Origin of the sequence: Paenibacillus sp. B01, assembly GCF_009649995.1 — a bacterium.
Lineage (GTDB): Bacteria > Bacillota > Bacilli > Paenibacillales > Paenibacillaceae > Paenibacillus_O > Paenibacillus_O pasadenensis.
Genome location: NZ_CP045802.1, coordinates 3,803,944 through 3,817,233, shown reverse-complemented (window position 1 = coordinate 3,817,233; position 13,290 = coordinate 3,803,944). Strand labels below are relative to the sequence as shown.

General features: G+C 64.7%; 10 protein-coding genes. 3 read left to right on the top strand and 7 right to left on the bottom strand.

Features of this window, described 5'->3' with window-relative positions; all coding sequences use genetic code 11:
• Positions 1-8 precede the first annotated feature (8 nt).
• From GE073_RS16455 to kduI, 5 genes are all read right to left on the bottom strand, one after another.
• Positions 9-1,436, bottom strand: coding sequence for an extracellular solute-binding protein (locus GE073_RS16455; protein ID WP_153783867.1), 1,428 nt, complete (start codon positions 1,434-1,436; stop codon positions 9-11).
• A 20-nt stretch (positions 1,437-1,456) separates the two neighbouring features.
• Positions 1,457-2,500: a LacI family DNA-binding transcriptional regulator gene (locus tag GE073_RS16450; RefSeq protein ID WP_153783866.1), complete on the bottom strand. Its 1,044-nt coding sequence runs from the start codon at positions 2,498-2,500 to the stop codon at positions 1,457-1,459.
• A 302-nt stretch (positions 2,501-2,802) separates the two neighbouring features.
• Entirely contained in the window at positions 2,803-3,549 is a 747-nt protein-coding gene (gene kduD / locus GE073_RS16445; protein WP_194843382.1) for a 2-dehydro-3-deoxy-D-gluconate 5-dehydrogenase KduD, read from the bottom strand.
• Between the two features lie 39 nt (positions 3,550-3,588).
• Complete coding sequence (locus tag GE073_RS16440) at positions 3,589-4,359, bottom strand: DeoR/GlpR family DNA-binding transcription regulator (protein ID WP_153783864.1); 771 nt, start codon at positions 4,357-4,359, stop codon at positions 3,589-3,591.
• 63 nt (positions 4,360-4,422) lie between these two features.
• Positions 4,423-5,256, bottom strand: coding sequence for a 5-dehydro-4-deoxy-D-glucuronate isomerase (kduI, locus tag GE073_RS16435; RefSeq protein ID WP_153783863.1), 834 nt, complete (start codon positions 5,254-5,256; stop codon positions 4,423-4,425).
• A gap of 737 nt (positions 5,257-5,993) precedes the next feature.
• On the opposite strand from kduI, the gene GE073_RS16430 reads away from it, so the two are divergent.
• From GE073_RS16430 to GE073_RS16420, 3 genes are all read left to right on the top strand, one after another.
• Positions 5,994-7,340 carry an extracellular solute-binding protein gene (locus tag GE073_RS16430; RefSeq protein WP_153783862.1) on the top strand — a complete coding sequence of 449 codons (1,347 nt, stop codon included), beginning with the start codon at positions 5,994-5,996 and terminating at the stop codon, positions 7,338-7,340.
• Positions 7,341-7,445: 105 nt separating this feature from the next.
• Positions 7,446-8,741 (top strand): carbohydrate ABC transporter permease, encoded by a 1,296-nt coding sequence (locus GE073_RS16425; RefSeq protein ID WP_101807805.1) that lies wholly within the window; start codon positions 7,446-7,448, stop codon positions 8,739-8,741.
• Positions 8,741-9,583, top strand: a complete 843-nt coding sequence (locus GE073_RS16420; protein ID WP_153783861.1) for a sugar ABC transporter permease — start codon at positions 8,741-8,743, stop codon at positions 9,581-9,583. The genes GE073_RS16425 and GE073_RS16420 overlap by 1 nt, the downstream gene beginning before the upstream one ends.
• Before the next feature lie 231 nt (positions 9,584-9,814).
• On the opposite strand, the gene GE073_RS16415 is transcribed toward GE073_RS16420, so the two are convergent.
• The gene (locus GE073_RS16415; RefSeq protein ID WP_153783860.1) at positions 9,815-12,214 is read right to left on the bottom strand and encodes an MMPL family transporter; all 2,400 of its coding nucleotides are present in this window, start codon (positions 12,212-12,214) and stop codon (positions 9,815-9,817) included.
• 75 nt (positions 12,215-12,289) lie between these two features.
• Entirely contained in the window at positions 12,290-12,907 is a 618-nt protein-coding gene (locus GE073_RS16410; protein ID WP_028597124.1) for a TetR/AcrR family transcriptional regulator, read from the bottom strand.
• Between the last annotated feature and the right edge of the window lie 383 nt (positions 12,908-13,290).

The window sequence follows — 13,290 nt, the reverse complement described above, 5'->3', positions numbered from 1 at the left end:
CGCCCTTGTTATTCGTCGATCAGCTTCTTGGCGAGCAGCTCCTGGCGCATCCGCTTGACCGCGTCGGCCGCTTCCCGCTTGCCGGACATCGCCTCGAGCGCGTACTGCTGCACGATCTTCTCCGCGTCGCTCCAACCGGGCAGCGCCAGCTCGAGCGAGGCGTGGGCCTTGACGAGGTCCTGCGCCTCCTGCACGCCCGGCAGCTTGCCGAACGGAGGCTTCACGTTCTCGTTGTACCAGAACGGCACGCCGTGATCCATGTTGTGCTCCTTGCCGATGTCCGTCAGCTTCAGGCTATCGCCCTCCTTGATGTAATCCTCGCCTTCGATGCCGAGGCTGCCGAGCATGATGCCGGGCTCGGTCTGCCAAAACTCGAGGAACTGCTTGGCCGCTTCGGGATGCTCGGCGTTGGCCGGCACGAACCAATAGTCCGGGTCTCCCCGGCGCATGATCCGCTCGCCGTCCGGGCCTGCCGCCGGCGGCAGCGCCGCCGCCGTGAAGGCGGTGCTGGGATCCTGCTGCTGGCGCAGGCTGTTGAACATGCCGACCCAAGCATCCCAGTACGTGACCATGCCGACCCGATCCGTGAGGAACAGATTGCGCATCTTGGCCGTATCGTTGGTGACGAAGTTCGGATCGAGGATGCCTTCCTTGAAGAGCTTGGCGAACCATTCGTACATCGGGACCGCGGCATCGGTGGCGTACGGAATCGTCCGTTTTCCGTCCTCCATCACATACCGGTATTTAAGTCCGGCCGCGCTCATGAAGCCCTGGATGTCATAGAGGCCGGAGGTGCTCAGTCCGTACGTGTCGTCCTTGCCGTTGCCGTCCGGATCCTGCTCCTTGAACGCCTTGAGGACCTCGTAGTAGTCCTCCAGCGTCTGGGGCTCGCTCAGCTTCAGCTTGTCCAGCCAGTCCTTGCGGACGATCGGCATCGTGCCTCCCTGGAACTTGCTGAAGACGGCCACGATCCGTCCGTCCTTGTCCTTCAGCTGCTCCCACTCCGCGGCGGGGATGACTTTCGGATCGGACAGCACGGCGGAGCTCTCGACGAACTCGGTCAGGTCGCTGACGACTCCCTGCTCGACGAAGGTATCGAGCACGCCCAGGTTGCTGCCCTCGATCAGATCGTATTTCTCGCCCGAGCCGAGCGCGGTCAGCACCTTCTGGTCGTAGCCCTCCGCCGGCTTCTCCAGCGTCACGTCCATCCCGGTGAGCTCGCTCAGAGCGGCCTCGAACTTCTCGTTTTCTTCCGGCGTCTTGCCGCCGACGTTCGCGCTCAGGATGCGCAGCTTCTGCGGAGCGGCAGGGCTCGCCGAGATGCCGGGAGCGGGAGATGCCGCGTTGCCTCCGTTGTCCGCTCCGCTGCAGCCGGACAGCAGGCTCGCGCTCAGCGCCGCCGCCATAGCGGCAGCCAGCCAAGGTTTCGTTTTCATGAAGATCAGCCTCCTTAGAATTAGACAGATTGAGGGGAAACGGCGGGAGCCGAGCAGGACGCCCGAGGGACGAGCTCGGCAGGAACCAGCGTCCGGCGCGCGGCCGAATTGCCGCTGCGCAGCTGCTCGATGAGCATGGCGGCCGCCTCCATGCCGAGCTGCTCCGCATGCTGCCGGACTCCGGCGAGCGGCGGGGAGAGCTCGGGGAACAGGACGGCATCGTCGCTGAAGGCAAAGACGGACAGCTCGCCGGGGATCGACAGGCCGAGGCTTTCCGCCGCCTTGTACACGCCTAGCGCCATCATCTCATTGTCCGCGATGACCGCCGTAATCGCGGGATGCCGCTCCAGCATGGCGCTGGCGGCGTCGAAGCCGAACTGATGGGAGGACAGGCCGCGCTCCGGCTTGTGGAGCAGCCTTTGCGGAGGAGGCTCCAAGCCCGCCTTGCGGTACGCCTCCCGGTAGCCGTGAGCGCGGTCCTCTGCGACGGTCCGCAGCTCGGGAGCATTGAGGAACAGGATGTCCCGGTGGCCGAGCTCCAGCAGGCAGCGGGTGACGCCGGCCGCGAGGCCCGCATTGTCATGGTCGACATAGCTGACCTTGGCTTCATGCTCGGCGGAGGGACGGCCGATGACGACGAGCGGCGTGCCGCTGGCGAGCCGGTCCTCGATCCGGGCATCTCCTTTGGCGGAGGGGTCGAGGATGATCTCGCCGTCCACCGGGTCCGAGGCCAGGTTCTCGACCTGGCTGAGATAGTCCGGGGACAAGGTGTTCACGAGCAGCCGGTAGCCATGCTCATAGCAGACGCGCAGCACGCCGTTCATGAGGGCGAGATGGAAGGGACCGAAGCGGTAAGGCTCCCCGCGGATGTTGAGCCCGATGATGCGGGTGGAGCGGCTCGCCAGGCTGCGCGCCCAGTAGTTGGGCTTGTAGTTCAAGCCGCGGGCGGCTTCCAGCACCCGCTCGGTCACTTCCTTGCTGATGGGGCGTTTCTTGCTGAACACGCTCGATACGGTGCCTTTCGACACGCCGGCTGCTCTTGCGACATCCTCGATGGTAGCCACGAAATGCGTTCGACCTCGCTTTCCTGTCTCTCGAAGCCCACATTAAACCGGTTTTATAAACTCACGCTAAACGTAGGGTGAACCTTTCGTAAAAAGCCCCGATTCGATGAAGATTGGCGCGATTTTGCAGGGCGATGTCGCTTCTTTCCCCACTTCAACGTCCGATCCCCGTCGTTAAACCGGTTTTTCAGCTGCGCCGGCTGCAAAAAAACAGGCTGCCCCTCGCTTTCGCGAGGGACAGCCTGTCGGACAAGGTCAAGCTTGGTCTGGATGATCGAAAAAACGGTACCATAACGGCCCGGTCAGCGCGCCAGCCAGCCCCCGTCCACGCAGAGCACGTGGCCGTTCAGGTAATCGGAGGCGGAGGAGGCGAGGAAGACGACCGGACCCTTCAAGTCATCCGGCGTGCCCCAGCGTCCGGCCGGGATGCGCTCGGTGATCGAGCGGTAGCGCGCCTCGTCGGCGAGGATCGGCGCGGTGTTGTTCGTCTCCATGTAGCCCGGCGCGATGGCGTTCACCTGGATGCCCTTGGACGCCCACTCGTTGGCGAGCGCCTTGGTCAGGCCGGCGACGGCATGCTTGCTGGCCGTGTAGCCCGGCACGTTGATGCCGCCTTGGAAAGACAGCATCGAGGCGATGTTGACGATCTTGCCGCTGCCGCGTTCGATCATATGCGCGCCGGCGAGCTGGCTCAGGTAAAAGACGGCGTTCAGGTTGAGGTCGATGACCGCCTGCCAGTCCTCGCGGCTGTGCTGCGCCGCCGGCGTGCGGCGGATGATGCCGGCGTTGTTGACGAGGATGTCGATGCCGCCGAAGCGGGATGCGGCGCGCTCGAACACGTCGCCCAGCTCGTCGAGGCGGCTGAGGTCGGCTTGCAGGTCCTCCGCCTCGCGGCCGAGGCCGCGGATCTGGCCGATCGCGGCCGCGCTGCCGGAGGAGCTGACGGCGACGACATTCGCTCCGGCTTCGGCGAGGCCGACGGCCATCGCCTGGCCGAGCCCGCCGGACGTGCCGGTCACGAGCGCGGTCTTTCCTTGCAGATTGAACATAGGGATCCGTCCTTCTTTATCGAGAATGGGGTCGTCCGCTCAAGAGGAAGGGCGCGCGCCGTTCCAGACGGCGATGCCGGCGGCGCGAAGCGGCCGGGTGGCCTCCTCGTCCGCGCCGGCATCGGTCAGGATCGCCGTCGCTTCGTCCAGACGGGCGAAGGTGAACAGGGCGCTCTGGCCGAACTTGCTGTGGTCCGCGACCGCATAGACGGCGCGGGCCGTCTCGACGAAAGCCCGCTTCAGCTCCAGCAGGTCGCCGGTGTAGATCGTAAAGCCGTTGTCCGGATGCACGCCGGTTGCGGACAGGAACGCCGTCTGGATGTTGAGCCGCCGCACGTACTGGGCCGCTTCGGCGCCGGCAAGCATGTTGCGCACCCGATAGCCGCCCGGCACGACGAGCTGGATGCGGTCCTTGGGCGCGAGCTCGGCGATGATGCGGACGTCGTTCGTGACGACGGTGAGCGGCTCGTTGTCGAGGAGCCGCGCGATCTCGAGCGTCGTGCTGCCGCCGTCGAGGGCGATGACGGCGCCCGGCTTGACGAGCGTGAGCGCCAGCGCGGCGATGGCGGCTTTTTCGGCATGGTGGCGCTCCAGCGGCTCCTTGGCCGTCAGGATGCCGAGCTGGCCGTCCTGGGCGAGCACCGCGCCGCCGTGGATGCGGGCGAGCAGGCCGCGCTCCTCGAGCTTCGCGAGATCCTCGCGCACCGTCTTGCCGGTCACCTGCAGCCGCTCGCTCAGCTCGGCGACCGTCACCTCGCGCTGCGCGAGCAGCATTTCCATAATCGTTTCATGTCTTCGCAATGGGTTCATCCGCGTTCATCCTATCCGGGTGCAATTTCCGCTTCGAGCAAGGGTTGCTCTTATCTTAGCGCATCAGCGCAGATCCTGCATCGCCACGGCGTCCATATCGTCGAACGCCTGGTTCTCGCCGGCCATGCCCCAGATGAACGTGTAGCTGCTCGTGCCGACGCCGCTGTGGATCGACCAGCTCGGGCTGATGACGCCTTGCTCGTTGCGGACGACGAGGTGGCGCGTCTCCTGCGGGTCTCCCATCAGATGAAAGACGTTGCCGTTATCCGGCATGTCGAAGTAGAAGTACACCTCGGAGCGGCGGTTGTGCGTGTGGCAAGGCATCGTGTTCCACATGCTGCCCTCCTGGAGCAGCGTCATCCCCATGACGAGCTGGCAGCTCTGGATGCCGTCGACGTGGATGTACTTGTAGATCGTGCGCTCGTTGGAGTTCGTCTGGCTGCCGAGACGGGCGGGCGTCGCCTCGCTGATCGCGGCTTTGACGGTCGGGTACGTCTGATGGGCCGGAGTGGAGTTGAAATAGTACTTCGCCGGGCTCGCCGCATCGTCGCTGCGCAGCTCCACGTCCAGGGCGCCGCGGCCGATGTACAGGCAGTCCTTCGGCCCCATCGCGTATTCCGTGCCGTCGACGACGATCGTGCCGCTGCCGCCGACGTTGATGATGCCGATCTCGCGGCGCTCGAGGAAGCTGGCGGCTCCGATCGTCTTCTTGTCGACGTCGAGCTTGATGCCGGTGCTGAGCGGCACGGCACCGCCGACGATGAAGCGGTCCACATGCGTGTACGTCAGCGTCAGCCGGTCCGGCTGGAGCAGGCTTTCGATGAGGAATTCCTGGCGCAGGCGGGTCGTGTCGAATGCCTTGACTTCGTTCGGATGGGATGCGTAGCGGATTTCCATGAATGAACCTCCTAAGAGTTCGTATTGGTATGAATAAGTTCATATTAGTTCAAAACGGTGCGGCGTGCAAGCGGGGAGTGGTCGAGCCGCAGCTGCGCCGAGCCGCACGAACGCCCCCGCCATAAGAGCAAACGCCCTCGCCGCTAGCCACCCTGCATTTCTAACGAAACTCACAGACGCTATTTCGCTATATTCGGCTCTCTGAACATTCTAACGAAACTCACAGACGCTATTGAGCCTGCTTGGCCAGCAAAACAGGAGGTTAACCTCCAATAGCGCTTCTGAGTATCCTTACATTTTGAAAAGCCCATTTCTAGGGCAAATAGCGTCCTGTAGTTTCGTTAGGCTGGCGCCTCGCCGTGATCGTCCGATTGGTTCCGGTCGAAGCTTGCAAACGAGTCTTGCGGGCAGAGTGGACAAGCGGAGCGCGAGGCGCCGGGGAAGCGGACCGCGATAAGTGCGCGGCGGCGAAGCGCGCGGAGCAGGCGGACGGCGAATAGCGAGCTGGCGGGAAAGCGGAGGCATGGACAGCGAAAGCATGGACAGCGGAAGCGCGAGCGGCAGCGGAAGCAGTGGAACTTTTCTGAAGAAGCGATCGAGCCCTCAAAAGTCCGCCTATGATCCCTTGGTCACAATCGTGCTCATCCCGGTCACCAGGTTGGTAGTGGCCGCATCCCCGCGCCATCTACAATGACATCATGCAAGCTGGATCGCGACACATAGGGGAGGATACAACGATGAACAATAAAACGACCGCAGCGGCGGCGCTGGTGCTGGCGCTCTCGCTCACAAGCCTGGCGGCCTGCGGAAGCAACGGCAACAGCAACGGCAACAGCGGCAGCGCCGGCAATGCGGGCAGCGCCGCGAACGAAGCGGCGCCTACGGCCGCGCCGTCCAACGACGCCGCCGCGAACGCAGGCGGCGAAGCGAGCGGCATGCCGGAGAAGCCGGCCGAGCTGACGATCTGGCCGGACGACAACGCCGAGAGCGTCGCCGCCATCACGGCCATCACCGACAAGTACACGGAGAAGACGGGCATCAAGGTGAGCGTCAAGCCGGTCAAGATGAACGACCAGCAGCAGATCCTCTCGCTCGACGGACCGGCCGGCAAAGGGCCGGACCTGTTCTTCCAGCCCGGCATCGGCAACCTGGTGCTCAAAGGGCTCGTGCAGCCGGTGAAGGCGGAGCAGCCGGTGCTGGACGCGTATACGCCCGAGTCGCTCACCGCGCTCAGCCAGGACGGCCAGCTGTACGGCCTGCCTTTCGTCACGGAGACGTACGCGCTGTTCTACAACAAGAAGCTCGTGCCGACGCCGCCGGCGACGGTCGCCGATCTGGAGAAGCTGGCGGCCGAGCAGACCGACGCGAAGAAGCAGAAGTACGGCTTCCTGATGGAAGGGCTGAACTTCTACTATGCGTGGGCGTTCATGGGCGGCAACGACGGCTACATCTTCAAGAAGACCGACACCGGCTTCGACACCGCCGACATCGGCCTGAACAAGGAAGGCGCCGTCGCCGGCGTGAAGCTGATCCAGAGCTGGTTCGACAAGGGCTACCTGCCGAAAGGCGTGAACGGCGACGTCGTCGGCGGCCTGTTCGGAGCAGGCCAGGTCGGCGCGGTCATCAACGGACCGTGGGCGATCACCGACTACAAGAAGCAGCTCGGCGACGACCTCGGCGTGGCGCCTCTGCCGACGCTGGACAACGGCAAGCACCCGACGTCCTTCATCGGCGTCAAGGGCTGGATGCTCTCCAAGTTCTCCAAGAGCCCGGAGTGGGCGAGCGATCTGGCCGCGTTCATCACGAACGAGGAGAACGCGCTGGAGTATTACGAAAAGACGGGTCAGGTGCCGCCGGTCAAAGGCGTGCTGAACAACGAGAAGCTGACGGGCGATCCGCTCGTCGCCGGCTTCTCCGAGCAGGTGCAGTACGGCCAGCCGTTCCCGACCGTGCCGGAGCTGGACTACGTCTGGGATCCGATGGCCAATGCGCTTAAGTTCGCTTCCGAAGGCCGCGACGTGCAGCAGTCGCTTGACGACGCCGTCAAGCAGGTGCAGGACAAGATCACGATGTCCGGCAAGTAAGCGAGCATGCACGAGCCTGCGGGCCGCCGGGCGACCGGCACGCTCTGCAGGCTTTCTTTTCGGCCGCGCATGAGAAATAGAGCTGGGATAGGAAGGAGAGTCATCATGCAAAACGCGCTGCAAACCGGGCCTGGTCCGGGCGGGGCGCCGTCGCCGAAGCGGGCGGCGTGGCTGTCCGTCGTGCCCGGCCTCGGCCAGCTGTACAACCGGCGCTACATCAAGGGAGGCATCCTGCTGCTGCTGGCGCTGTCGCTGGCGGCGTCGCTCGGGGCGTGGACGGTCCAAGGGCTGCAAGGACTCGTCACGCTCGGCGAGGACCCGAACGTCGACGACAGCCGGACGCTGCTGACCGAGGGCATCCTCGCGCTGCTGCTCGGCCTCGCGCTGCTGGCCGCCTATGGGCTGAACATCCGCGACGCCTGGCGCGACGCGGTCCGCCGCCGCGAGGGCGAGCGCATCCCGTCGATGCGGCAGGCGTTCCACGACAGCTACGACAAAGGCTTCCCGTACTTCGTCGTCGTGCCGAGCTTCATCCTGCTGGCGATGGTCGTCATTTTCCCGCTGCTGTTCATGGTCGCGCTGGCGTTCACGAACTACAGCCTGTACAACTCGCCGCCGGCGAAGCTGCTCGACTGGGTCGGCTGGGCCAACTTCAAGGAGCTGTTCGTCAACCCGCTGTGGACGCAGAGCCTGCTGTCCGTCCTCTCCTGGACGGTCTTCTGGACGCTCGTCGCCACGACGCTCCAGATCGCGCTCGCGATGCTGCTCGCGGTGCTGGTGAACGACAGCCGCATCCGCTTCAAAAAGGCGATCCGCACCGTGCTCATCCTGCCGTGGGCGGTGCCGTCGTTCATGACGGTGCTCGTGTTCGCGGCAATGTTCAACGATACGTTCGGGGCGATCAACACGCAGCTGCTGGCGCCCTTCGGCGTCCAGATCCCGTGGCTGACCGACGCCGGCTGGGCGCGGACCGCGATCATCCTGATCCAGGTGTGGCTCGGCTTCCCGTATGTGTTCACGCTGTTCACCGGCGTGCTGCAGAGCATCTCCAAGGACTGGTACGAGGCCGCCGACGTCGACGGAGGCAGCCGCTGGCAGAAGTTCCGCTTCATCACGCTGCCGCATGTGCTGTTCGCCACCGCGCCGCTGCTCATCATGCAGTACTCGTTCAATTTCAACAACTTCAACATCATCTTCCTGTTCAACAAAGGCGGTCCTCCGGTGCCGGGCCAGAGCGCGGGGGCGACGGACATCCTCATCTCCTGGGTGTACAACCTGACGTTCACCGACAACAACTACAAGATGGCCGCGGCCATCAGCATCATCATGGGCGTCGTCGTCGCCGCCTTCGCCCTGTACCAGTTCCGGCGGACGCGCTCGTTCCGCGAGGAGGGATATTGATGGGCCGCACGCTGCGTTCCCGGCTGGAAGTGTCCGGCATCTACCTGATCGTCCTGGTCCTGTTCGCCGTCATCCTGTACCCGCTGCTGTGGGCGGTGAGCATCTCGCTCAACCCCGGCAGCACGCTGTTCAGCGCCAAGCTGATTCCCGACAACCTGACGCTGGACCATTACCGCTGGCTGTTCACCGATCCGCTGAGCGAATACGGGCTGTGGTACAAAAACACGCTCATCGTCGCCTCGTTCAACGCGCTCATCAGCGTCTCGCTCGTGTCGATGCTGGCGTTCGTATTCTCGCGCTTCCGCTTCGCCGGCCGCAAGCACGGCATCTACACGTTCCTGCTGCTGCAGATGTTCCCCGTGCTCATGGGCATGGTGGCGATCTACCTGCTGCTGAACCTCGTCAACCTGCTCGACACGTTCGCGGGGCTGATCCTGATCTACTCCATCGGCGGGCTGCCGATGAACGTCTTCCTGGTCAAAGGCTACCTCGACACGATTCCGCGCGACCTCGACGAGTCGGCGACGATGGACGGGGCCGGGCATCTGACGGTGTTCTTCCGCATCCTGATGCCGCTTGCCCGGCCGATCCTGGCCGTCGTGGCGCTGTTCACGTTCATGGCGCCGTTCATGGACTTCCTGACGCCGCGCATCATCCTGCGCTCGCCGGAGAAGTACACGCTGGCGCTCGGGCTGTACAACTTCATCAACGACAAGTTCTCCAACAACTTCACGATCTTCGCGGCGGGCACGATCCTGATCGCCGTCCCGATCGCGACTGTGTTCCTGCTGCTGCAGCGCTTCCTCATCTCCGGCCTGGCGGACGGAGCGACGAAGGGGTGAGCGGAGAAGGAGCCGTGGGAGCCGGAGGCGCGTAAGAGAACCGTATGCGCTTCGGCAGCCGTCCCGATCCGTTTCACCAAAAAGAAGCGTCCCTCCCGCATCGCTGCGGGTCGGGACGCTTCTTTTTGAATTGGAGCGCTTGCGTATGCCTTCTGAATTGGAGCGCTTGCGTATGCCTTTTAAAATGGAACGCTTGGTGTGCCTTTTGAATCGGAACGCTTGCGGTCCGCTTTACGGCTTCCGCGCGGAAGCGACCTTCGCGACCTGCTCGCGCTCGCCGCCGGCCGCGTTCAGCTCGGCGATCAGCTTGTCGCCCTCGACGTCGAGGTTCGGCAGGATGCGGTCGAGCCAGCGCGGCAGGCTCCACGCCTTGTCGCCGAACAGCGCCATGACGGCGGGCACGAGCGTCATGCGGATGAGGAAGGCGTCGAGCAGGATGCCGAGCGCCAGCGCGAAGCCGATCTGCTTGATCATGATGTCATGCGTGAAGATGAAGCCGGCGAACACGGACACCATGATGACCGCCGCCGCAACGACGACGCGGCTCGCCTGCTCGTAGCCGTGCACGACGCTGTCGCGTCCGCGATGGCCGTGGACGTACGACTCGCGCATCGAGGAGACGAGGAATACCTGGTAATCCATCGCGAGGCCGTACAGGATGCCGGTGACGAGGATCGGGATGAAGCTCATGATCGGGCCGCCCGTATCGAAGCCGAGCAGGTCCTTCATCCAGCCCCATTGGAAGATGGCGGTCGTGATGCCGAACGTGGCGAGCACGCTCAGCAGGAAGCCGACCGTCGCCTTGATCGGCACGAGGATCGAGCGGAAGACGAGCAGCAGGATGATCAGCGACAGCAGCACGATGATGCCGATGTAGAGCGGGAATACTTCGGCCAGTCGGGCCGACATGTCGATGTTGATCGCCGTGAAGCCGGTGACGCCGATCGTCACGCCGTTGCCCGCGGACAGGGCGGAGTCCTGGTCGCGCAGCGACTCGACGAGCGTCTTGGTCGCCTCGTCGGTCGGGCCGGACTTCGGAATGACGCTCAGGATCGCCATCTTGCCGCCTTCGGAGAGGCCCATCGGCGTGACGATCGAGACGTCCTTCACCTGCTGCAGCTCGGCGGCCAGCTTGCCGAGCGCTTCCGGAGCGATCGCGCCGCCGGCTTCGCGCGGCTCGGCCACGAGCAGCAGCGGGCCGTTGTAGCCTTCGCCGAAGCCTTTGGCGATCGCGTCGTAGCTCTGGCGCTGGCCGGAGTCGAGGTTGGCGGTCGCGCCGGACGGGATGCCCATCTGCATGTCGCGGACCGGCAAGGCGGCCGCGCCGAGCGCGACGATGACGACGAGGATGGCGAGCCAGCGGAAGCGGATGATGAAGCGGACCCAGCTATGGGCGAAGCCGTGCTTCTGCGTTCCCCCGGCCTTGCGGCTTTTCTCGCGCGCCTTGGCCGAGCAGATGCGCTCGCCGACGAGCCCGAGCAGCGCAGGCAGCAGCGACAGCGCGACGAGCACGCTGATGAACACCGTGACGGAGGCGACGAGCGCCATCGTGCTCAGGAAGGCGATGCCGATGACGAGCAGGCCGCAGAGCGAGATGATGACGGTCAGGCCGGCGAAGAACACGGCGCTGCCCGCCGTGCCGACGGCGCGTCCGGCCGCTTCGCGCGCCGTCAGCCCTTGGTCGAGGATGAGGCGGCGCTGGCGGTTGACGATGAACAGCGCGTAGTCGATGCCGACCGCGAGGCCGACCATGAGGGCGAGGATCGGCGTGAACGACGTCATCGGCACGAAGCTCGAGATCGAGTACGCGCCGCCGACGCCGATGCCGACGCCGATCAGCGCGGTCAGGATCGGCAGGCCCGCGGCGACGAGCGAGCCGAGCGTGACGAGCAGCGCGAGGACGGCGACGACGAGGCCGTACACTTCGTTGGCGCCGATCGGAATTTCCGGCATGAGCAGCGAGTCGCTCGGCAGCGAGGTGATGCCGGTGCCGCTCTCGGCTTTTTCGACGCTGGCGATGATGTCGTTCAGCACGTCCGTCGGGACGGATGTCTTTTGCACCGTGAATTGGAACTGGAACAGCGCGACGCTGCCGTCGGAGGCGATCAGCGCGCCGGGAACGGGCTGGCCGTCGACGATCAGCGGGCCGTACGGCATCGCCGCCGCCGCGCCTGCGGCATCCTGGCCTTGGGCGGCGCCTGCTGCCTGGTCCTGGGCGCCTTGGCCTGCGGCGGCATCCTGGCCGCCCTGAGCCGCGCCTTGAGCGCCTTGCTGCGCCTGCGCGCCGGCGGCCGCCGCCAGATCGGCGGGGTTGATGACGTACTCCTGCTTGTAGATGTCGGCGATGGCGGCGAGGATCGCCTGCTGGCGCTCCGGCGTGTCGAGCCGCTCGCCGTCGGGCGCGGTGAATACGACGCTGCCTTGATCTCCGGCTGCCTGCGGCAGCTCCTGCTGGAGCTTGTCGAGCACTTTTTGCGATTCGGTGCCTTCGATCTTCATTTCGGAGCTGACGCTCACGCCATTGGATGCGATCAGGGCGACGACGGCGCCGAGGATGACGACCCAGGCGGCGATGAACGCCCATGGCTTGTCGAAGGCGGTCTTGCCGAGCTTGTAGAAGAGCTTGGACATGATGGGATGCATTCTCCTTTGATGGGGGATGAGGCGAGCGGGCGGCGAAGCGCCGCGCGGGCTGGGGCAGGGCGGTCAGAAGCCGCTTTTCAGATAGCCGAACGTCGTCTCCAGATGCTGCTCGAACGGAATCGCGTCCGGCGCGCGGTCTTCCGGATCGCCGGGCAGCCGCACCTTGAGGGTGCCGTCGAGAATCGGCAGCACCGCGCCGAATACGGCTCCGGCGAGCAGATGGGTGTAGACGATGTCGCGGCCGTCCGCGGAGTAGCGCCGCAGCTCCTCCTCCGCGCCGGCCTGCAGCCGCTTGAGCACGCTCAGGATGAACGGCTCCAGCGTGGGATGGCGGCGCGAGAGCGTGAACAGCTCGCGCACCTTTCCCAGCAGGTCGGCCGTGAAGCGGGCCTGCAGCCAGCGATGCAGCACGTCGAGCGGCGAGAGCCGCTCCGCGAGATCGATATGCAGCTCCTGGTCTTCGTCGACGTTGCCGTCGAACGTCATGGCGATCATCGCGACCGCCTCTTCCTTGCACGAGAAGTAGTTCGCGAACGTCCGCCGCGAATAGCCGGCCCGCTGCACGACGTCCTCGACGACGAAGCCGTCCAGCCCTTTTTCGAGCGCAAGCTCGAACGCCGCCTTGGCCAGGGCGTGGGCGGTCGCTTCTTTTTTAAGATCGCGCAGGCTGTGCGGGCGCATGTCGAATCACCTCCTTGGAATAAGCGGACTGAAAATAGCTGTTTTCATCGTACTTTAATTATTGCCCAATGTGCAAGTTTGCCTTTTGGGCAACGCTTACATTTTCTCCATGCAGCATTTCCCTCCGCTGCCTGCCGGTTCATAAGGCGCCCAGCCGCCCGATGCGCTATACTAGGCGGAGCCAAGGACAAAATCCGCGGCGCTGCGGTCCGCTCGGCCTCCTTCCCAGAGCGCTTATGTGAGAGTGGGCGCGGATGAGGGCTCCGGGCCGCAGCATAACCTTTCTGTCTCCTCCTGCACATACGTGCGGGAGGCTTTTTTGCGTTCCGCGGCGGCCTGGGCCTGCGCATTAGGTCACGATCTTGCTCTTGGAGGTCCTGTTT

Excerpts from the sequence above, each read along its gene's own strand:
- GE073_RS16455 (WP_153783867.1), bottom strand. The coding sequence starts at position 1,436 with ATGAAAACGAAACCTTGGCTGGCTGCCGCTATGGCGGCGGCGCTGAGC.
- kduD (WP_194843382.1), bottom strand. The coding sequence starts at position 3,549 with ATGTTCAATCTGCAAGGAAAGACCGCGCTCGTGACCGGCACGTCCGGC.
- GE073_RS16440 (WP_153783864.1), bottom strand. The coding sequence starts at position 4,359 with ATGAACCCATTGCGAAGACATGAAACGATTATGGAAATGCTGCTCGCG.
- kduI (WP_153783863.1), bottom strand. The coding sequence starts at position 5,256 with ATGGAAATCCGCTACGCATCCCATCCGAACGAAGTCAAGGCATTCGAC.
- GE073_RS16430 (WP_153783862.1), top strand. The coding sequence starts at position 5,994 with ATGAACAATAAAACGACCGCAGCGGCGGCGCTGGTGCTGGCGCTCTCG.
- GE073_RS16425 (WP_101807805.1), top strand. The coding sequence starts at position 7,446 with ATGCAAAACGCGCTGCAAACCGGGCCTGGTCCGGGCGGGGCGCCGTCG.
- GE073_RS16420 (WP_153783861.1), top strand. The coding sequence starts at position 8,741 with ATGGGCCGCACGCTGCGTTCCCGGCTGGAAGTGTCCGGCATCTACCTG.
- GE073_RS16415 (WP_153783860.1), bottom strand. The coding sequence starts at position 12,214 with ATGTCCAAGCTCTTCTACAAGCTCGGCAAGACCGCCTTCGACAAGCCA.
- GE073_RS16410 (WP_028597124.1), bottom strand. The coding sequence starts at position 12,907 with ATGCGCCCGCACAGCCTGCGCGATCTTAAAAAAGAAGCGACCGCCCAC.